Origin of the sequence: Pseudoalteromonas agarivorans (genome assembly GCF_024518735.1) — a bacterium.
In the GTDB taxonomy this organism is placed as follows: Bacteria; Pseudomonadota; Gammaproteobacteria; order Enterobacterales; family Alteromonadaceae; genus Pseudoalteromonas; species Pseudoalteromonas atlantica.
In genome coordinates this window covers 38866-59744 of record NZ_JANIGJ010000003.1, presented here as the reverse complement: position 1 = coordinate 59744, position 20879 = coordinate 38866, and the positions used below count along the sequence as shown (strand labels likewise).

The 20879-nt window shown below is 39.8% G+C and carries 19 protein-coding genes; 6 read left to right on the top strand and 13 right to left on the bottom strand.

The annotated features are described in order from the left end of the window. The first annotated feature begins 52 nt into the window (after nucleotides 1-52). Nucleotides 53-679 carry a TetR/AcrR family transcriptional regulator gene (locus NQT65_RS06940; protein WP_024031928.1) on the top strand — a complete coding sequence of 209 codons (627 nt, stop codon included), beginning with the start codon at nucleotides 53-55 and terminating at the stop codon, nucleotides 677-679. A gap of 42 nt (nucleotides 680-721) precedes the next feature. Here NQT65_RS06940 and NQT65_RS06935 read toward each other — a convergent pair whose 3' ends face one another. The 6 genes from NQT65_RS06935 to NQT65_RS06910 all read right to left on the bottom strand — a co-directional run bounded on the left by NQT65_RS06935 (nucleotide 722) and on the right by NQT65_RS06910 (nucleotide 6613). Next, nucleotides 722-1825 carry a HupE/UreJ family protein gene (locus NQT65_RS06935; RefSeq protein ID WP_126009055.1) on the bottom strand — a complete coding sequence of 368 codons (1104 nt, stop codon included), beginning with the start codon at nucleotides 1823-1825 and terminating at the stop codon, nucleotides 722-724. After that, a complete protein-coding gene (locus NQT65_RS06930; protein ID WP_096042897.1) occupies nucleotides 1822-2850 on the bottom strand; it encodes a tetratricopeptide repeat protein in 1029 nt (342 codons plus the stop codon). The genes NQT65_RS06935 and NQT65_RS06930 overlap by 4 nt, the downstream gene beginning before the upstream one ends. A 56-nt stretch (nucleotides 2851-2906) precedes the next feature. Next, nucleotides 2907-3419 carry a cadherin-like domain-containing protein gene (locus tag NQT65_RS06925; RefSeq protein WP_138579117.1) on the bottom strand — a complete coding sequence of 171 codons (513 nt, stop codon included), beginning with the start codon at nucleotides 3417-3419 and terminating at the stop codon, nucleotides 2907-2909. Nucleotides 3420-3429: 10 nt separating this feature from the next. After that, a complete protein-coding gene (locus NQT65_RS06920) occupies nucleotides 3430-5022 on the bottom strand; it encodes a DUF4331 domain-containing protein (RefSeq protein WP_029771656.1) in 1593 nt (530 codons plus the stop codon). Between the two features lie 386 nt (nucleotides 5023-5408). After that, entirely contained in the window at nucleotides 5409-6092 is a 684-nt protein-coding gene (locus NQT65_RS06915; RefSeq protein WP_256850787.1) for an anti-sigma factor, read from the bottom strand. Then, complete coding sequence (locus tag NQT65_RS06910; RefSeq protein WP_024031922.1) at nucleotides 6089-6613, bottom strand: sigma-70 family RNA polymerase sigma factor; 525 nt, start codon at nucleotides 6611-6613, stop codon at nucleotides 6089-6091. Before NQT65_RS06910 ends, NQT65_RS06915 begins: the two co-directional genes overlap by 4 nt. Before the next feature lie 457 nt (nucleotides 6614-7070). Here NQT65_RS06910 and NQT65_RS06905 point away from each other — a divergent pair, with 457 nt between their 5' ends. Continuing rightward, a complete protein-coding gene (locus NQT65_RS06905) occupies nucleotides 7071-8690 on the top strand; it encodes a diacylglycerol kinase family protein (protein ID WP_126009045.1) in 1620 nt (539 codons plus the stop codon). Nucleotides 8691-8728: 38 nt separating this feature from the next. Here the strand turns inward: NQT65_RS06905 and NQT65_RS06900 are convergent, their stop codons facing one another. Further along, nucleotides 8729-9037 (bottom strand): VF530 family protein, encoded by a 309-nt coding sequence (locus NQT65_RS06900; protein ID WP_004588743.1) that lies wholly within the window; start codon nucleotides 9035-9037, stop codon nucleotides 8729-8731. Between the two features lie 54 nt (nucleotides 9038-9091). Further along, a complete protein-coding gene (locus tag NQT65_RS06895) occupies nucleotides 9092-9394 on the bottom strand; it encodes a DUF1496 domain-containing protein (RefSeq protein WP_126009043.1) in 303 nt (100 codons plus the stop codon). Nucleotides 9395-9511: 117 nt separating this feature from the next. On the opposite strand from NQT65_RS06895, the gene NQT65_RS06890 reads away from it, so the two are divergent. Continuing rightward, on the top strand, nucleotides 9512-9745 hold the full coding sequence (locus NQT65_RS06890; protein ID WP_004588741.1) for a TIGR02647 family protein: 234 nt from the start codon (nucleotides 9512-9514) through the stop codon (nucleotides 9743-9745). Here NQT65_RS06890 and maiA read toward each other — a convergent pair. Continuing rightward, complete coding sequence (maiA, locus tag NQT65_RS06885; protein ID WP_126009040.1) at nucleotides 9742-10371, bottom strand: maleylacetoacetate isomerase; 630 nt, start codon at nucleotides 10369-10371, stop codon at nucleotides 9742-9744. The two genes, NQT65_RS06890 and maiA, sit on opposite strands and share 4 nt — an antisense overlap. A 5-nt stretch (nucleotides 10372-10376) precedes the next feature. After that, nucleotides 10377-11675, bottom strand: coding sequence for a homogentisate 1,2-dioxygenase (hmgA, locus tag NQT65_RS06880; protein WP_256850951.1), 1299 nt, complete (start codon nucleotides 11673-11675; stop codon nucleotides 10377-10379). Between the two features lie 415 nt (nucleotides 11676-12090). On the opposite strand from hmgA, the gene NQT65_RS06875 reads away from it, so the two are divergent. Beyond that, nucleotides 12091-12516 carry a MarR family winged helix-turn-helix transcriptional regulator gene (locus NQT65_RS06875; protein ID WP_256850786.1) on the top strand — a complete coding sequence of 142 codons (426 nt, stop codon included), beginning with the start codon at nucleotides 12091-12093 and terminating at the stop codon, nucleotides 12514-12516. Between the two features lie 123 nt (nucleotides 12517-12639). Here the strand turns inward: NQT65_RS06875 and NQT65_RS06870 are convergent, their stop codons facing one another. Both NQT65_RS06870 and NQT65_RS06865 read right to left on the bottom strand, forming a co-directional pair. Further along, on the bottom strand, nucleotides 12640-15780 hold the full coding sequence (locus NQT65_RS06870; RefSeq protein ID WP_256850785.1) for a TonB-dependent receptor: 3141 nt from the start codon (nucleotides 15778-15780) through the stop codon (nucleotides 12640-12642). A gap of 330 nt (nucleotides 15781-16110) precedes the next feature. After that, nucleotides 16111-16956 carry a S1/P1 nuclease gene (locus NQT65_RS06865; RefSeq protein WP_154945598.1) on the bottom strand — a complete coding sequence of 282 codons (846 nt, stop codon included), beginning with the start codon at nucleotides 16954-16956 and terminating at the stop codon, nucleotides 16111-16113. 233 nt (nucleotides 16957-17189) lie between these two features. Between NQT65_RS06865 and NQT65_RS06860 the strand changes: the two genes are divergently transcribed. Together NQT65_RS06860 and NQT65_RS06855 are read left to right on the top strand one after the other, a co-directional pair. Continuing rightward, nucleotides 17190-18071 carry a type 2 periplasmic-binding domain-containing protein gene (locus tag NQT65_RS06860; RefSeq protein ID WP_004588735.1) on the top strand — a complete coding sequence of 294 codons (882 nt, stop codon included), beginning with the start codon at nucleotides 17190-17192 and terminating at the stop codon, nucleotides 18069-18071. After that, nucleotides 18064-19008 carry a hypothetical protein gene (locus tag NQT65_RS06855; protein WP_256850784.1) on the top strand — a complete coding sequence of 315 codons (945 nt, stop codon included), beginning with the start codon at nucleotides 18064-18066 and terminating at the stop codon, nucleotides 19006-19008. The genes NQT65_RS06860 and NQT65_RS06855 overlap by 8 nt, the downstream gene beginning before the upstream one ends. A 41-nt stretch (nucleotides 19009-19049) precedes the next feature. On the opposite strand, the gene ushA is transcribed toward NQT65_RS06855, so the two are convergent. After that, the gene (gene ushA, locus NQT65_RS06850) at nucleotides 19050-20672 is read right to left on the bottom strand and encodes a bifunctional UDP-sugar hydrolase/5'-nucleotidase UshA (protein WP_256850783.1); all 1623 of its coding nucleotides are present in this window, start codon (nucleotides 20670-20672) and stop codon (nucleotides 19050-19052) included. Nucleotides 20673-20879 lie beyond the last annotated feature (207 nt).

Below are 20879 nucleotides of genomic sequence, written 5' to 3'. Positions count from 1 at the left end.
ATGCAATGAACTTACGCTGTATTAAGTATGCGCTTAATACCGGAGTAGGGTTATGAGCACGAAAGCTAAAAGGCATATAGACCCAGCATTAGCACAAGCTAGGCGAGAGCAGGTGCTTAGTGCTGCCTCAGAGTGTTTTAAACGCAAGGGATACCATGGCGCAGGCATGGCCGAAATATCCCGTACTGCAGGCATGAGCGCTGGGCATATATATAACTACTTTGAAAGCAAAGAGGCAATAATTGAAAGTATTATTGCTAAAGACATGGAAGAAATGTTTTCTATCTTTCAGGAGTTTGAAGATCACCCAGGTGATGTTCTGCAAGCGCTTATAGATGGCTTAAACATTGGTGTACAAAGGCATATGGATACTGGTGCCTGTGTGGTTGATTTAGACATGATGGCGGAAGCGGGTCGCAATAGTAAAGTGGCCTCGCTTTTACGAGATATGGATATTCAAGCGCGGGGGCGCATGCGCCAACTACTCACCAGTGAACGTAGTGCACTTAAAGACACTGATGAACACGAACTTGAAAGCCGCATTAACGTTATTTTTTCGATGATGGCGGGGTTACTGCTTCGTAAGATGCTCTACCCTGAGCTCACCGAAGAAACGGTGTTAATCGCGCTAAGGCCTGCGATGAAAACCTTGTTAATGCCGTTTGATAAAACAAAGTAATAGAAAACTAAAAAGCGAGTCAAAAGACTCGCTTTTTTAATGCTAAATGCGCTCTATGCACCACAATAGTGCCATTGCAGCGATAGCAAGGGAGCCAATTGGCATCACCCATTTTATGTAAATAGGTTTATTACGCATGGTTAGTAACACCGGCAGTGCAATACACAATATACTCAGCTGTCCAAGCTCTACACCTAAGTTAAACGCTAAAATGCTGAGCAATTGATAATCGCTCGAGAGCCCAAGCTCACCCAGTACACTGGCAAAGCCCATTCCATGTAACAAACCAAACGCAAAAGTAAGCCAGCCAAGGCGTAATATAACCGGCCATACATTGTTTAAAGCCGCAAATAATACCGAGATTGCAATACCTAGCTCTACCCAGCGGCTACTTGGCGAAACAAGATTAAGAGCCGTAGCAGTAAGGGTAAGTGAATGCGCAAGGGTAAACGCAGTCACAATCCACGCAGTGTGCTTAATAATGTGCTTTTTACTTGCTATTGCCTGCCAGTGACTTTCAGTGCGGGTTAAAACGCAGGTTAAAAGTAGAGCGATTAAAAATAAAATATGGTCAATGCCAATCCAAATATGTAACACGCCTTGATAAACATATTGGTTAAAAGTCGTTAAATAACTCGATTGCCCAGTGGTAAAAGTGTGTTGTTGCTCATCTATAGTGAAAACCCGCGAAACCTGATTTACATTTACAATAACTTTGTGATTTGCGTCTTGGTTAAAAAAAGCGCGGTACATTAACGTTACATCTGCATCAGTGTTACAGCTAAAAACTAGCGGCAAGACTAAATATGCTTCATTAAAATGATTATCTAATTGATAGTTATCGGTGATTGTTAATAGGCAAGTTTGCTCATTTTGTAAAACCGATAGAGTATTTTTGGCATAGCGATTAATAGCCGTCTTTTGTGATTTTAATTCGCCCCAGCTTATTTGGGTGTCTTGGTTAACATCAAGCGCAACTTGTTGTTCTAAATCGCTAATATTTATTTGCCATGTGCCTGTGTATTGCTTTTCGTTGTTGGTATTATCCAGTGAAATGTAGCTTGTGCTCAACTGATGAGCTTGCACGCTAAAGTTGGCAAATAGCGCAACTATAAATAAAACAAATAACGCGTTTATTTTACTCATAAAGAATCCCTAACCATCGTATTTGCTTGGCTTAGTAAGTGTTTATCTGTACTCATTTTTGCTTGCTGCCAATTTATATTTGCCCAGTATTGTGCCTTGGCTTGGTTTGCTTGTACATGAATATAGTAGTTAGCTAAGTCGTTGGCATGGAAGGTATCTTGGCGTTGTTCACGTAATTTTACGCGCTGTTGCATGAGCGGTTGCCACACCGTATTAGTGTGCTTATTACTGCGTTTTTCAGCTATGGCTAACTTGAGCAAAATAGCGTCTTCAAGCGATGAGTGGCTATTGGCAAGTTTACCGAGTGTATTAAGCACTTTTTCAGGGTTGTTTTGCTGCAGTTGAATATCGGCCCACAGCACAATAAGGCTCACTGGGGCTGTGTTTAAATCAATATTATTTATATGCTGCTGCGCACGGGTGAATTTATTAAGTCTAAATGCCATTTCGCTGAGCACATGTTTTGTCGCTAAGCTGCTGTTTTTGTTTTGCGTAAGCTTAACTAACGCGTGATAACTTTCACTAAGTTTGCCCTGTTGGCTTTGTACATCTAGCACACACGTGCTGGCCGTTAATAGGCTGGTGTTACCAATTAATGCCACACAATGACGCTTAGCTTGTTCAAATTTGCCTTGTGTCATCAACATATTAGCGAGTAATAAATGGGTGTTTACATGATCTGGCTGGGTTTTTAATACGTTATTAGCAACGTCTATGGCACGCGAAAACGCATGCTCCTTTTGAAGTACCCGTGCATATAAATAACCGGTTTGTGCAGTTGCAGAAGCGGTATATAAGTTTTTTAAGCGTTTTTTTAATACACCTTGATAGCGCTCTGTTTGGCCTATGTATTGGCTATTTAGCACCAGCGCAGTGAGTTGCTCAAGGGTTAAATTAGCACTTAATGTTGCATTGCTTGAGGCAATAATTGCGTTATCTTTTGGGGTAATTGGTTTTGCAAGCACGTTATTTACACAAAGTGCAGCGCAAAAAACAAAGAGCATTTTTTTATAATGACTGCGCATTGTTTTATCCTCTTAAAAAAGCCATCCATGGCCATCAGCTTAATTTACTTACTGAGTTAGTTACCAGAAGCGCCCGATGAAATACCGCTTACGTCTGTGTCTGTATTGATAAAGACACGTCCGTTGGTAGATAGCGGTTGCGCAGTGGGGCTTTGATTAAATGCGTCGCTTGCAAATTGTGCAAAGTCCACTTGCAGTGCTTCAATGGTTATATTTACCGCTGCAGTCACTTGCTGGTTAACACCGTCTGATACGCCAAACATAAAGCTGTCGCTACCGGTTGCTTCTTTGTTTGGGGTATAGGTAAAGCTGCCATCGCTATTTACTACAGCGTTACCTAATGTCGGCTGCGAAGTTAATGTGTATGTTAATGTATCGCCATCAGCATCGGTGGCCACTAACATGTCGTTAATTTCAACTTCTGTTTGTGTGGTTAACATTGCATCACTAGCATTGGGCGCAGAATTTACAACCGGTGTGGGCTGTTTGTTATCATCATCACTGCTACACGCGCCTAGTGCCAAAGCGCATAACAATATACTGCTATGGGTAAGGTTTAAATTACGCATACGTTACTCCTTATTTAGAGCCTGCAAGTGGGGTGGCTAAGTATGGGAAAGTGGCATCCATCATGCTCGCATCAACTGGAGCACCATCAGTGAATGGCACTGTACCTACATCAGCATCCTCTGGTGTACATAGACCTAAGTCGGTGTCTTCACCATTTACAGGAATAGGGTGACATAAACGCCCCATTACCACGCGAAGTGCAATATCAACGACATCGTCACCTGGACGGCGCCCGTTTGGAAAACCTGCTAAATCATCACCGGCTACACCAAATGCAGACTGATCAGTTTGTGCTGTCGCTGCAATTGCAGTATTTAAACGTAGCATTTCTGATGGCGTTACGGTGGCTTGTTGGTTTACCCCTGCAAAACCAGTTAAAAATGCGGTGATTAAATCAGTACGTGGAAAGTTAGTTGGAGCAAGAGTTTCTAAATTAGCGCCAAGTGTGGTATTTACTGCATCTTTAAATAAAATATTTAACAGCTCTGGTAAAGACGGGTGCGAAACGTAATCTAAAAACTGTGCATCGTCTTTAGGGTGAGCCGTTGAGAAGGTATCTTTGTCTTTAATACCAATAACAAGCTCATTAACTAATGGATTACCTAAGCGTGAAACCTGCGTTAATGCACCGCCATTTACCGCGTTGTCTGCAAATTTAGCGTTAGGGTTTAAAATGCGTGCTTGAGGTAGGCTCGCTGTTGTCCATGAACCAATTACGCCGTTGCCTTCACCTACAATACAGCTTTTAGGCATTTCAACTGCAATTGAGGTAACGTTTTTATCTACGAGGTCGTCATTCTCACTGCTTTGTGTAATCCCTCCAGGGAAACCACCGCCATCCCCAGCACCTGGCGCACTATCACCTTCAACGGGAACGTAATTTACTAAATCGAATGTTTTACCTAAGTTAACGACAAATGGGTCTTTGCGCTGACCAACAAATACTTTGGCCATACTGTCACAGCCTGGTACCGAAACTTGATAAACAAACTGATCTGCATAGGTTTGGTAATCAGCCATTGAACCAAATGTTTTGTCACCTATATAATCAAGCGGTTTATTAAACGTGGTTGAACTGGTGGTGGTATTACTTAATGCTGTACTGGTACCCGTGCGTTGTGGACCGCTTATCATGCTGAGTGTGTATGACTCGCTAAAATTAGCGGCGCTATCATCACCTGCTGCTACACCACCAACGTTTTTAAGAGGTACAGATACAGTACGTTGATTATCTTCTGGGCCAACGGTTAATTGCACGCCTTGATTATCGTTTGGCAGCATACTGGTAAAATTAAAAGCAAAGGTAATATCCTCAACTGCATCACCGTCGTTATCAATATGAATACTGTAGGTTGCATCTGGGTCCATAGCAAAGTAGTTAGGGCCGCCGTAGGCATCTTGTAGAGGAATATAGTTGGCAATAAATGTAACGTAGTCGTCTCTGCCTGCTTCATAACTATTAAATACGTAAAAGTCGGTAGAGTCTAAGGTTGGAAAGCGGCTAATGTTCGGCGCTTCACGATGACTTGATGCCTCGCTAGAGGTGCTTACTAAGGTACTGCATACTACTACTGCGAGTATAGATGGAGTTAAAGCTTTCATGACTTTTTCCTTTAGTTTTGATTGGAGTCATAACTAATAACGAAACAAAAAGCACAATGGATGCAAAAAAGTTAAATATTTTTTTATTTTGTTAATAAAGGGGTGTTTAACGTTCAAGATTAAATTTGCAACAGGCTGTTTTGCATTTAGATAAGGAAGTGATAAGAGAGTGTTAAGGGGCTGAAGCGGTTTGGTTTTATACTTATTACAGGGGGTGTATGCAATTAAAATAACGCAGCAGGTATTGAGCACACAATATGATAAACATCGCACCCCGATTAAGCCTACTTTAGTTTAATCAAATATTAATGGTAAAGGGCGGTAGACCGAAGATAAATAAAAAGGTTGGCCAAACAAAGTTTGACCAACCAGTCGCGTTTATTTAGTTATAAAATAACTAAATCTGTCGTGTACAGTACTTGTGTTGGTAGGCCGTTTGGCGAGCCACCTAAAGGCTCTAAGCTAACAGCGAGTAGGGCAATGTCTTGCGCCTTAAAGCGTGTGCCTTTGAGTAACTGTTTTTCACCGTTTTTAGGCAGTAGACCCAACGAAATTGGCGTGTCTTGCCCTTTTAAAATCATCCACAGCTCGTAGTCTTTATCGGTTTGCGCAACGAGTTTATCACTGGCTTTAACCGATAATGTTTGCTCATCTACGTTAATAAACCACAGTGATTGCTTATCTTGGTTTTGTACTAAAGCAATTTGTTGGCTGTATTGGGGCTGAGTTGTGGGCTGAATAACTAAAAATGCTAAGATAATACAGGCAGCTGTGGCTATAAATGACCAATTGCGCCACAGCGATGTAGCTGGTTTGATCACCGGTTTAACGGGTTGGTTGGTGTGCTCTAGTGTATTTAAAATATTCTGCCACACTTGCGCGCTGGGTGTTTGAGGCGTAATTGCACTGGCTAAATCATTTAAATTTTGCTCCCACATTATAGTGGCTTCTCGGGCTTGCGGTAAGCTGAGCATTAAGCGTTGAAAACGTTTTCGTGCCAGGCCTTTTAAAGTACCCAATACATACTGCCCTGCTAAAGCATCAAGTAATTCTGGTTTATTATAATTCATAATGTTAAACACCTCTGCAACTGCTGCAAACCACGCCTGATCCAGCTTTTAACTGTGCCTAAGGGCGTTTCTATGTGATTGACTAGCTCACCATGGCTTAGCCCTTTGTAATAGGCTAAATGAATGGCTTGTTTTTGTTGGGGATCAAGTTGCTCAATACAATTAACAAGTTTGGTTTGTTCGTCGTAACTAACATCGACTGCTTGTTCATCGTATTCATCGTCACCCATTGCCTGCTCTTTTCTTACCTTGTGATAACGCAATGCATCTAAGCTGCGGTATCTCACAATGCTTATCATCCAGCTAATAACTGTGCCTTTAGATGAATTGTACTCTGACGCGTTATGCCAAATTTTTATAAATGCCTCTTGCAGTACTTCTTCTGCGTGCGCGCGGTTTGACAGCATATTTAAACTAATCGCAAAAAGCTTTGCGCTTGTTTGCTGATACAAATCAGCAAACGCGGCTTTGTTACCCTGTGCTGTTTTACACAAAAGGGGAAGTAAATTGTCGTTTTCCATAAGGTTCCTGTTGTTTTTATTATTACCGAGGTGTGTTGAGCTTCGTGAATTAAAAATTGTTTTATTTAAGCGCAACTTAATCGCTTTGAAATAGAGATTAAACAGGCTGTTATAAATTTAACTAATAAAGATAAACACACTCTCAATAAACGTGTGAAAAGAGTGATTGGATGCAAAAACTTTTAAGCTGACATTTATATTAGCTGCTGTACACATTGAAACAAGTTTTAAATATAAACAGTTACCTTTGGGTAGTGAGAAAAAATGACCGATTAGTGTGTAAAAAGCGCCTAATATGCGAATACAGCTAAAGCTATCTACTTTTATTTATTTTATATCAGTCACTTAGTGTTGTTTCTGTTCCTGAAAAACAACTTTTGTTGGCGTGCAAATTGCTACTACACTTATACACAGCTGTAAAAAAATGTGCCAAAACAGTAAAAATAAAGGAGAAAATATGTGGGCTGCAACGAGTTATTTAATTTTAGCGTTAATTTTTATATTTATAGGGTGGGAGGTTAACTCGGTATATTTTGCAGTGGTATTTTACTGGAGTGCATTGTCGTTAATTCTTGTCAGTGGTGCTTACATTTTTAATTTGGCGAAAATTTTTAGAAAGCGTGAAAATGGTGTTATTCCATTTTATATTCGCTGGGCATTTGTGCCTTTTTTACTGGGTGCTCAAATTTACAATGCGTATTCTCGCAAGCACGATAAAGTCCCTCCCATTCAAAAAATTAACGACCATTTATTTTTAGCATGCCGATTGTTCCCCTCTGATATTGATACGTTAAAAGAAAACGGCATAACGGCAATATTAGATGTAACGTGTGAGTTTGATGGCTTAGAATGGAGCTCTACACAAGAAAATATTAGCTATTTAAATATTCCGGTGCTTGATCATAGTGTGCCTACCCACTCGCAATTAAACCAAGCCATTAACTGGATACATCATCATATTAAAGAAGACCGCCGCGTGGTAGTTCACTGTGCACTGGGCAGAGGGCGTTCGGTATTTGTTATGGCAGCGTATTTACTGAGCCAAGATAAAAACGCCGATGTTCACCAAGTGCTCGCGCAAATAAAAGAAACCCGCGAAACCGCAAATCTTAATAAGCATCAACTTCGTCATTTAGCAAAGCGACATAAAAAGGGGGAGCTAGTTATTAAAAACAAAGCCGTTATTATTGCAAACCCTGTGTCGGGTACCAAAATGTGGCAAGACAAAGAGCATTTAATAGTGGCTAGGTTGTCGGCGTATTATGATTTAGAAGTATTAACCACCACCAAAGAAATAGACGGTATTGAGCTTGCTAAACAAGCTATTAAAGATAAGCCAGATATAATAATTGCCTGTGGCGGCGATGGAACCGTGACAGAAGTAGCAAGTGTGTTGGTAAACACTCAGTGCAAGCTGGGTATTATTCCAATGGGCACAGCCAATGCCTTAGCGCATGTGCTTATGGGGATTAGCTCTAAAATCATTCCTGTTGAGCAGGCCTGCGATCTTATTATTGATGGGCAAACCCAAACAATTGATACGGCCTATTGTAATGACGAGCTAATGCTGTTGTTAGCGGGGATTGGTTATGAGCAATCAATGGTAGAAAAAGCAGATAGAGACTCAAAAAACGAATCGGGTCAGCTTGCCTATTTAAGTGGTTTTTTTCAGGCATTTAGTGAGCAAAAAGCGCAAACCCTTTATGTTACCCTTGATGATAATCAAACGCAGGAGGTAAATACAAATAGCTTTATTGTGGCTAATGCTGCGCCATTTACTACGTTATTAGCCCAAGGAGGTGGTCAGCCCGATCACGAAGATGGCCTATTAGACATTAATTGGCTGCTACCTAGTGATGAAAACACCACCCGCGTGTTAAGCATTGCTGAACTTATGTTTAGTAGTATTACACAAACGCATTTAGCAATTAGCTCACATCACACTAACGCTAAAAAAGTAACGATAACCGCAGACGAAGAAATTAAGTATGTACTCGATGGTGAAATAAAAATAGCGGATACGCTTACTATTACAGTTGACCCTGCCTCGTTAAATGTAATTAGTAAGGAGTTATAAAATACAAAATGCACGTGTTTAACGTGCATTTTTGTGTATTACTTTTTAATGCTTGGCCAAACAAAACCACTGCTATCGCTTTGGCTGGCAGGCTTAGGGCGCTGAGCGCTTTTGGGTTTACGCAGCGGTTTGTTACTTAACGTATGTAAGTAGAGAGCTTCAACTTTATCGCGTGCCCAAGGGGTTTTACGCAAAAATTTTAAGCTTGATTTAATACTTGGTGAGTCGGTAAAACATTTAATGTTTACTTGCTCGCCCATGGCTTTAAACCCTAAGCGCTGCTCAAGCTCTACTAAAATTTGTTCTAACGTTACCCCATGAAGAGGATTTTTTGGTTGATTATCCATAGCCATACTACTTATTTAAACTGTGCGCATTGTAGCGTAAATCCTCTTTTAGCGCTAATTGACCGTAATGGTTTTAGGCTTTGTGGGATAAACAATATTGCCTTTTTTATCTAATTTTAGCCAAATTAGCTTACTGTTATTATGCTGCGGGTTTTTAGCAGCGCACACTAAGGTAAAAGAATGTACTTGCACCAGCGCGCCTTCACTATAACGTTTGTTGTCGTACCAACAAATATCACCATTATTAATAATCTCATTAGCGTCAATAATAGAATGCGTTTTGACTGTTTTTGCATAACTGCTAGGGGCTAAAGTGAACGCAATTAAAAAAATAAATAAAACCATAATATGGCGCATGAGCGACCTCGGATTTTGATAGTTTAAAAATAGTACACACGATTAAAAAACATGCTAGGGTAAGTAATAGCGTTAAACAACACTGACTTAAACACACAATTATAAAAAGGTGAACACATGCAATTTAATCAAACAATGATAGATGAATTTACGTTATTAGCTAAATTTCCACGTGAGAGCAAAATGCAAGGAATTAAGTTACATTCGGATGCTGAACCAAATTTATTAAGCGCGGCACAAAGGTTGTTTGATAAAGGCGTGATAGACAGCCCAGATGGCGGCTATTTAACCGAACTGGGCCTTGATTTAATAGAGCACGTGAGTGTTATTCACTGCGCGTTAAAAAGTTAAACTGCATCGCGCTGATTTTGCGGCGCGGCGTCACTAAAAGCGGGTAATGCATTACAACGTGCATAAATGGCTGCAATTTTTGGATACGCAGCCATATCTACATTAAAACGCAACGCATTAAATACCTGTGGCACTAAGCATATATCAGCGAGAGTGGGTGTATTGCCTACGCAAAACTCATTGTTTTCACTTAGCATCATTTCAATTTTTTCAAACCCAAGCTCTACCCAATGCCTGTACCAGGCGGCTTTAGCTTGCTCGTCTACACCCAATACGTTGCTTAAATACTTGAGCACTCGTAAATTATTTACTGGGTGAATATCACATGCCACTGCATAGCTTATATTACGAATTTGCGCTTTTTGCCATGCAGTGCCATAAATTAACGGCGTTTGCGGATAGCTTTCATCTAACCACTCTAAAATAGCCAGTGATTGCGCTAATACGCCTTCGTCCGTTTCAAGAGCAGGAAGTAAACCTTGCACGTTTTTATCTAAGTAAGGCTGAGCTAGTTGTTCAGATTTAAGTAAATTAACGAATTGCATATCATGCTCAATGCTTTTTAAATTAAGTGCTATGCGTACACGGTATGCGGCAGATGAGCGAAAGTAGCTGTATAGTTTCATTGTTATTATTCCTCGCCTGTAAAATGTTTTGTGATACTACGCCAGCACTGAGTGTAATTAGTTTGGCGCTCTTTTCCTTCAAGGGCATATTTAGTGGGCGATATTATGTAACGAGACTCGAACATAAAGGCCAACGTGTTCTCGTATTTTTGCGGTGCAAGCTCAGCGTTAGATGCTTTTTCGAATACCTCGGCTTCAGGCCCATGTGGCGACATACAGTTATGCAAACTAGCGCCTCCTGGTACAAACCCGTGCTCTTTTGCATCGTAAACCCCTTCTATTAAGCCCATAAACTCACTCATAATATTGCGATGATAGTAAGGAGGTCTAAATGTATTTTCAGCTACCATCCAGCGCGGTGGAAAAATTACAAAATCTACATTTGCCATGCCTTCAGTGGCTGAAGGGGAGGTAAGTACAGTAAATATAGAAGGATCTGGGTGGTCAAAACTCACGGTATTAATAACATTAAAACGTGCTAAGTCGTATTTGTACGGTGCGCTGTTACCGGTCCAAGCAACTACATCAAAAGGCGAGTGTGTGATAGGGCAACTAAATAAATGACCGTTAAATTTAGTGACTAATTCAAAGCTACCTTCTTTATCTTCAAATGCAGCAACAGGGTATTTAAAGTCTCTGTCGTTGGCGTAGCCATTTGCACCGACGGGGCCGCGCTCGGCAAGTTCAAATGCATGACCATAGTTTTCACAAATGTAGCCACGTGCGGTTTCATCAATTAAATCAACCGAGAATTTAATCCCGCGAGGAATGACGGCAATTTCCCCCGGCTTTACTGTGAGCTTTCCACATTCGGTGTGTAATAACAGTTCGCCATGCTGAGGCACAAACAACAGCTCACCATCGGCATTACAAAAATAACGCCCTTGCATAGAACTGTTAGCAACATAAACATGAATACCCATACCGGTTTGCCCATTGGCACTGCCATTTGCAGCCATTGTAATTAAGCCATCAATAAAATCAGTGGGCTTTGAAGGAATATCAATAGGGCTCCAACGCATCATCGTAGGGGGCGTAATTGCTTCAGTTATAGGCGCTGTTCTTATTAGTGCGTTATCTATAGCGGTGTATTCACCTTGTACCACCGATGGACGAAGGCGGTACAGCCACGTGCGACGATTAGCGGCTCGCGGGGCGGTAAAGGCCGTGCTGCTAAATTGCTCGGTGTATAAATTGTACTTCACCTTTTGTGGGGTAAATTGCCCAACAGGCAGTGCACCGGGTAGCGCTTCGGTTTCAAACTCATTGCCAAAACCGCTCATGTAGTTTATTTCGCTGGCCATATTTAGATCCTGTGAGAGTGACATTGTTTTATCTTTCTAGGGCCTGTTTATCTTTCGAGGTTGAATTTGCAGCAGTCTGTTTGGGAATTAGGCAAGGCAGAGCCTATGCAGTGTGGTTGTTCCCCATAAATAGGCGATAACGTAGCATAAATACCAAACAGGCGCTGCCCGAAGGGTTCTGCCTAGGGGCCATTTACTCTTTGTTGCTCGGTTTTTACTTAGCCCACTAGGTTACAAACCTCGCGCCGCGATTAAATGGCCCCTAGATTGAACAAATTTCAATCCTGAAAGGTCAACAGGCCCTAATTAGTTTAAAGTACTCTCAAGTGAGAGTAATTTCAAATGGGCGCATGTTTTAGCCTGTAAATAAAAATGCACAGTTTTCACAGTGTGTAAATGCGATGAGAAAGTATTAATGGAAATAGATCTAGAGCAGTTTTTGCCCTATCAGTTAAACCAAATGGCAAATCTCATAAGCGATGATTTTGCGCGTGTTTATCAGCAAAAATACAACTTAACCATCCCTCAATGGCGGGTGTTGGCAAACTTAGCGCAATACGGCAAAAGCAATGCAAAAGATTTATGTACACAGGCCAATATGGACAAGTCAACGGTTTCGCGAGTTATAAAATCATTGCTGCAAAGAGGGTATGTTGAAGCACAGCTAAATCAGCAAGATAAGCGAGTAACGCAGGTTATGTTAAATGAGCAGGGCAATGCACTTTACAAGCTCATAGCACGTGATGCACAAAACTGGGAAGCGCAATTAGCTGAAAAATTTAGTAAGCAGCAACAAGTCCAATTGCTAGATTTACTAAAAGAGCTTAGAGAGGCCTTATAAAACCAATCCGCAATAATACTTAATCATTTTGAGGGGCTAAATAGATCATTTAATTAAGCTGGTTGGTAAAAAAAAGCCCATCAAAAGATGGGCTTTAATTAGTAGTTTTTTACGCTAATGCGATTAGAAAGTGTAACGAACACCTACACGCATTTGCCATAGTGACGCATCAGATTGTACTGATGTATTTGCGTTGTTTTCATTAAAGCCTGAGTATACGTAACGGCCTTGCTCATCAATTGATGTTGAAATCATGCTAGCGCCAACGAAAGGACCTTTTTTAAGTACGCCCCAATCATCGTTTAACAGGTTAGTTAAGTTATCAATTACGAAGAACGCTTCACCTTTATGGCCATCCATAAAGCCTGGTAATTCTTGAGTAACTTTAAAGTTAAATTTAACAAACCAATCTGAGTTTTCAGCATTACGGCCAGTGATTTCACCACGCTCTAAACCGTTAGATGCGATAAAGTCGTTAAACGCGTTAATTTCATCAGCGCTCATGTCGTAAACAACGTTAGGATCGTTTTCAAGTGGTACGTAAAGTAACTGACGGTCACCATTCCAGTTAGCATCGCCCCATGCGTCATCACTTCCGTCAAATGTGTAGCTGTATGGTAAGCCTTTGTATGCTTCACCGTATAGGTTAAAGCGAGTAGCAAAACCATCTACAAATTCATGAGAGTAGCCAAGCGTCATAGTAAAACGATGTGGGATTTCGTAATCAGATGATGCAACACCAGGGTTACCAGGATCCGTTAGAGCAATGTTACCGTAGTTTGAGCCAGCAACAGAGCTTGTCATTGGGTTAACATCGTCTGAATCTGTGTACGCGTAACCAAAGTTAACGCTTACGCCATTATCAAACATTTTGCTTACTGCTAATGAAATAACCGATGAATCACCGCTATCGCCACTTACATTTGTAAGAAGGTATTCACCATCACGGCCTTCGATTGACTCGTAAATAGGACGACCATCAAAAGTTGTTTCACCTGTATCTTCAAGTGCGATATCGCGCATTAACGCTGCATCTTTCTTCTTAGAGTATAAGTAATCAAGTGAAATAACATACTCGTTTTCAGTTGTGTATGTAGCACCAATTGAGTATTTCCACTCTGAAGGAATTTCAAAGTCTGGGTCAACTGCATTTACTGTAGCATCACCTGAACCAATTACAGTGTTAGCAACTTCATCAAACATTTCTTGTGGTACTTCAAAACCAGGCGTGCCGCCATTTACGTTAGGCGTGTTGAATAAATCAACCGAGCTGCGGAATGTACCGATGTTTGTAATACCATCGTTAGAGTAAGAGTTAGATAACCAAACATTCGGGTTACCACCAGAGAATAAGCCAACACCAGCACGAACTTCTAACTCGTCAGTTGCATACCACTGGAAGCCTACACGTGGTTGAAGTAAATCAATACCATCGAATGTGCTTTGGTTACTGTAGCCGTAACGGTCAGTAAAGTTTTGGTTGAAGTTAGGTACGTCATCGCTTGTGTATTTATCATAACGTAAACCAAATGTGATGTTTGCATCTAGGTCTGTAAATGCGTATTCGTCTTGAACATAAAATGTATGCTGAGCGTATGAGAAGCTTGCAGCTGCATCGTTAGGATCATTAGTACCGGCAGCATTGTTGTAGTAAACAGCGTTTGCGATACCTTGTTCAAATAAATCTATACCAGTTAGGCCTGCATCTCTATCGTTGTAAAAACGGTATTCGCCTTCAGTATGTTGTACGAATAAGTTAAATACGTCTAACTCTTCAAACTCATAACCAGCAGTAATTGTGTGTTGGTCAAGGTAGTATGTACCCGCTACTTTAAATGTAGTGGTATCGTAGTCTAAATCATTTGATTGACGAGAATCATCTGGACCAATGTAAACTGTACCACCGTTATCAGTACTAATTTGCATTTCACCAAAGCTGCTTGCAGCATCAAGCGATTGTACCGTTGCGTCTAATTCTGATTTACCAATACGAACTTCAGTAGAAAAATCATCTGACCAATCTGAGTAAACAGAAGCAATGATTGAAGTAAATTCTGCACTTTGGTCGTAAAAGTGGTTTGATAGTGAAACACGGCTAGAACCAGTGTCTGACTGTGAAACCGTATTACCATCGTTGTAGTTATAGATTAAGTTTGCACGGTGATCTTCGTTGATGTTCCAATCTAATTTAACTAAGATTTTTTCATCTTCAACCGGCATACTTGAAGGCATACCGCCTACGTCATAACCATATACAGATTGAGCAACACTTGTAATACGAGCAATATCATCTGCAGTTACACTGCCGCTGCTTAAACCGTCGTAGTTAAACTGTTGCACACCTTCAAGTTTTTCGTATGAAGTGAATAAAAATAGTTTATCTTCGATTAACGGTAAGCCAACGTTAAAGCCGTAACGTTTTTCGGTGTAGTTACCGTTATCAACGTCTTCGCCTTCAATTTTATCGCCTTTTAATGAATCACTTGTGAAATCGTAGAAGATGCCACCGTGAACTTCATTACCACCAGATTTTGTTACCGCATTAATGTTACATGAGGTAAAGCCACCGTACTGTACGTCAAATGGTGCTAGCTCAGCTGAAACCTGTTCAATTGAATCAAAAGAGAAAGGGGCACGAATAGTTGGGTAACCGTTAGAGCTTAAACCAAAGTTATCGTTCATACGAACGCCATCTAGCGTTAAGCTGTTGTAACGAGGGTTACCACCACCACAGTTGATTGAACCACGACTATCATCAATTGTGATACGCGGGTCAATACGAATGATATCTTTTAAATCACGGTTAATAGCAGGCGTGTTTTCAAGATCAGTTAAAGTAAATGTAGACGCTGGGCCAGTACCACCAGACATAGAGCTGATAGGTGCACCCGTTACTACAATTTGCTCCATGCTTGATTGTGGCTCAAGTGCAGCATTTACTGGGTAATCGTTACCAATGTTTAGGATAATATTATTAAATTCTTGATCAGCATAAACATCAGAATCAACGATTACCTTGTAAGGACCACCAACACGAAGGCCTTTAGCAGTAAAGTAACCTGCATCGTTTGCTTCTGTTGTTTTAACTGAGCCAGACGGTACGTGTAAAATTGTTATTTTGGTACCTGGAGCTGGGTTACCGTTTGGACCGGTAATTTGACCCTTAATCGCAGAGGTTGTTTCGTTGGCGAATGCAGCGCCACTTACACTTACACACGCAGCGATAGCAAGTGAGAGTGCTGTTTTTTGAAGTTTAGTCTTCATTTTCATTTCCCGTGAAAGTTATAATTAAATTGTTATTTTAAGTAGTATAAAGTCAGCAGTGTTGTTGAATTTATACTCTTGTAATATGCAAAATTAATTTGCACAATTTATACTTGTATACTTAACTAAATTTGGATTAATTACTTATTGTTATGTTACCGCCGTTATGTGACAGTATTATGAAATGCAAACTTTATAATTCCTTTTACAATTAATTATTTACATTTTGTAATTAATACATTTTTAGCTGTATTATTTTAGCTATACTCCAGAGAGTGTATAAACATAAATTAATTCCCGTGTGTAGGTTTTTTATTTATAGGTTGATTGTTATTTTGTCGTTATTTTTAATTTTTTATTCTCATCTGACGAATCAAATAAATAGTTCAATACACCCGCAAGCCTAACGCCTGCTTTTTGCAAACGCTGCTTAACAAGCGGATTGTATTTGAAAACATAACTATAGCTCACTTCATCACTGGTTGAGGTATAAATATCTTCGGCCAGTTTGTGAGATTCCATCAGCCAAGTAGTAGGGCTGCTGTTTAAGTATGTTTTAATTAATGCTGCATCGTCGGTATCTATAAACTTAGCGTATTCAGTGTAAGCTAAGTTTTCATTTTCTATTAATCCAGTGTCCCAAAGGCTATGCAAATTGGTTTCGTTGTCAAAAAAATCAACTTTAATTAAATTGCCGCCTCTATCTTCACTTCGCCCAGCATGAAATGGTTGATGGCTGTCGCCAACCAAGTGAACTAAAAACTTTAAAGCAAACTGTTTTTCATTAAGGGAAGAGGTAGATGACTGAAGTGTATTAATAGAGAAGTAAATACCTTCTAGAATATTTGTTACATCGTCTTTGCTGTGTGTATGTGCGTGATTTAGAGAAAGTGTTTTATTTTTAGGAAGGTTTATGTAATGCCAGCGTGAAGATTTTTTACGCCAAAATAGTTCAGGACTAGATCGCATTTCATCTGCCCAAGTAGAAATTTGAGCTAGGGATTGTCCTTCTAATAGTGGCAACAGGTTATGCACTGTTTCATCACTCAAATGTTGCTCAGCAATATGCCCAACAATTCGATGACCATTTTGACCCCACGCATACGCTTTAGAAGTTGTAAAAACAGCACCAATTATTAACGTTGTTGCTACGAGAGTAGCAATTTTAATGCGCATCAATGTTTCCTGCATTTATTTTTATTCACCTATTAGCTGGTGTAAACATTGTGATTGTTTTTGCTAAATATAGAAAGGAGTCAAGAGTATTCATTATTTCTTATTCATAATCACATTAAATCAATGGCTTACCTTTGATGGGTAAAATTACCTGTTGTAATAAGTAAATAATATTGTTCAAATAAAGCCTTAGCGTTGTTAGGTACATCTTATTGATGGGGTTTGGAAAGGTCATGTTACATAAACTGTCGTTTGTTACACTTTTGTTTCTGGTTATGGTTGCTGCATGGTCTGTTGGAAAGGTGAGCGTTAAAAGTGATGAAATAAATTTCCCAGAACTAATAAAAACGTCAACACAATGTTATACAACAGCCAGTGAAAACAAAAATCAGCTTATTGTATTTACGCCATCGCAAAGCGTGGCAGAGAAGCTTACAGAGTCTCTATGCCTTGATACCGTGGTAACGAAACAATACGGTTCAGTTAAAGGTTACTGGGGTGACAGTACAACGGAAAGCTTCGATTTTGTAGGCAAAGGGATTGCAGACCTCGTACTTGCAAAAAATAATATAATGGACGCCTTTAATGCAGAGCTAACTTATAACTATCAATCTGTGGTGGGCTTTTCTGATTACACCGCATTTTTTATCTCCTCAAAAGAAAAACCACGCTTAACAAAACAATACTTTTTAGATAAGCGTATAGGCTTATTAGATTACCCTACAAGCCGCTCTGGCCATATACTTCCAAAGAAAATGTTTAAAGATTTAAATATCAACTTAGCCAATTTAGATATTACTTACGCCAGTTCGCACAGCGAGCTTCGTGACTTATTAGCTAATGGGCAGGTCGATATTATTGCGTCTTTTTGGAAAGAAAGTGATGCTGCCCGTTTTTCAAAAAATTATATTACCCCTTTAAGTAATAAAATTTCAGGTTCGCGCTGGTATCTAAAAATGCAGCAAAACAATACAGACCTTTTATGTGCTGTACAGCGTCATATTCTTGATATGTCAAAGGAGCAGACACTGAGTTATTACAAAGAGGCGCAATCGTACTGGGATTGCAGTTCAGAGCAGGTAACAGCTAAAGATGAGAGCGTTAAAAATGGATAAGTATAAATATGTTTTTTTTGGCTGCGCTGTTTTTATTATTAACTGTTTAGTGTTTTATGTGTCTGTAATTAATGAGCAGAGTGACGCTATTAAACGCCAGGTTATTGAAACCGAAAAACAAGTTGCACTGGATTTACCGTTAATTGCGCTCTCTAATGAGCTTTTAAAGCACTCGGGTAACCAACATGCAGTGCAAGACTACTTATTAAAGCTCAACGGCTATTTAGACAATAACCTTCGCTTAGTTAAAATTGTGCCAAAATCTGCTAAGCCTTTAACTTTAAAGCCAAACCAGTTTGTAAGAACACTCAAGTCGAGCACTACCCATGTCTCTTTAGTGTTTGAGAAAAACGCACAGTTTTGGTCAGAAAACAGGTTTTTGATTTGCTTGTTATTTTTAGTTTTGAGTATTTTATTTAGCAAATGGCTGAAGTCTATTATAGGTATGCCTGTAGATGCTAAAGGCCCATCACTGAACGCTGATACTGACTTAGGAAAACCAAAAGAGCTGGCATTGATCATTGATTTAAACACTAAAACACTCAGTAATAGTTCTATGCCTGAGGCTACAGTGTGTTTAGCTAACAAACCGCTATGCTTTTATTTAGCATTAATAGAGTTTTGTCGTGATAATAAAGATGTTGTGCTAAATCAAAATAAATACGTGCCAGATGAGCTTATAGAGCTTGCTAATAAGTACTTTTATAGGTTGATTGAGCTTGGGCATACTATACGCAAGCGGCCAAATTTTAATAGCAGCTTAGAAAAAACACTCAGTGAGATTCGTGCAGCTCTTGACGAAGTCTTAAATGAACACCCTGATATGAAAGACATTTATTATCCGCCTAAAGCATATGGCGAGGGCTCTCGCTCACGTTTACACAGTTACGGCTTAATAAATATTGCAAAGGGAAACATAGAAATAAAAGGAAAGTAGACAGCTACTTTCCTTAAACATTATCTTTTAATAACGTTTTGTTATTTAGGTGCAAACTGCGCAGCTTTAAGTGGACTATTTTGTGAGACAAAGGTTTTAAGTGCCTGGGCATCGGTTTCATCTGTGCTAACAAACCCTTTTAGTTTATTAATAGCAGGGTAACCGTCACCACCTGATGCGTTATAGCTATTTAAACTCATACGGTAAGTTTTATTTTCATCAAATGGCTTACCATCAATGAGTACACTGACTAATTTGCCATTTTTACGGGTAAACGCTAATTTGTGATATTGCAAATAGGCACCTGCATCAACAGGGAAGCTGGTCACTGTTTCTAAGTAGTTCCATAAATCACGCCCTTGCCAGTCCATGTAAGTAATGCGATTTTTAAACGGGTGTACTTTTAAAATATCTTTATAGCTAATATCGCCAGCTTCAATAGAGCTTCTTATTCCGCCACCACTAATAAGGCCAAAGTCGGCGCCAACTACATTCATTTGTGCTTGTATAATCACACGCGCTAAATTAGTTTGTTGGTAACGTACCTTGTTTCTATCGCCCTCTAAACGCGCATCAACACTGCCAATTTTACCTGCAATTTGTTTTGCGCCTTTTGCTTGGTAACTTGCTAAAAAAGCTTCTAGGGTCGGATCGGGTTTAATGTATTCGTTGGCTAATACTTGTTTACTAGACCCATCGGCTTGAATTTCATCAACATATAAATTAACTGGCAGCAATTTATAATCGAGTAGGGTGAGCTTTTCGTTTTCTAACTTAAACTCTGCCTTACCCACATACTTGCCCCACTCATGTGCTTGCATAATCCATGTGCCGTTTTGCTGATCGGGCTTACACGCAAGACCGGGTTTAAAGTTATCGTCATTTTTATTTTTAGCTGCCATACAAACCGGCTCTTGCGAGTGACCACCAATAATCATATCTAAGGTATTAGCGGGTAAAGAGCGGGCAAGTGTGACATCGCCCGGGGCATTAATCCCAAAGTTTGCATCTACATAATGGCCCATGTGAGTAAGTGCAATAGTGATATCGGGGTTGTATTGCTCATTAATTTTTTTAGCGAGAGCTGCCGTCACATCAACGGGGTCTTTAAATTCTAAATGGCCAATATATTGTGGGTTAGCTATTTTAGCGGTGTCTGTAGTGGTAAGTCCTATAACCGCAATTTTTAAGCCCCCCTTTTCAAAAATTTTATAGCCTTGAAATGCGCTTTCCCCAGTTGCTTTGTCAAAAATATTTGCAGACAGTAAAGGAAAGGTAGCCCATTGCTGCTGCTTACTTAAAACGCTCAGTGGGTTATCAAATTCATGGTTACCAATTGCCATAGCATCGTAACCGAGTAACGACATCCCCTTAAAGTCAGGCTCTGCGTGCTGTAAGTCTGACTCAGGTATACCGGTGTTAATATCACCGCCAGAAAGCAGCAATACTTCATGGCCTTGCTGTTGAGCTTTGTTACGTAAAGCGTCAATTAACGTTTTACGCGCTGCCATACCATATTCACCTTTTTCGTTATGCCAAAAGCGCCCGTGATTATCGTTAGTATGTAATACAGTAATATACTGTGGGGCAGTGGAGGTGTTTAAAGGTGAGTTTGTACAACCTATAACAGATAAAATAACTGAAAATAAAATAATTATACGCATGAAATACCCATTTATTATGGTGTGCTTAATTTATTAGGCGGTTAGTTTAAACTAATTTAGCGATAAATAACGTACTTATTTTATACTTTTTTATATTCGAGTTTTAAAAGTAATATTAAATTATTAAATGCTTTTACACAAAGCGAATACAGCGAGTGTTATTTAAAAGAATATGTAATGAAGTGTAACTAAAAGGGTGTTAATTGT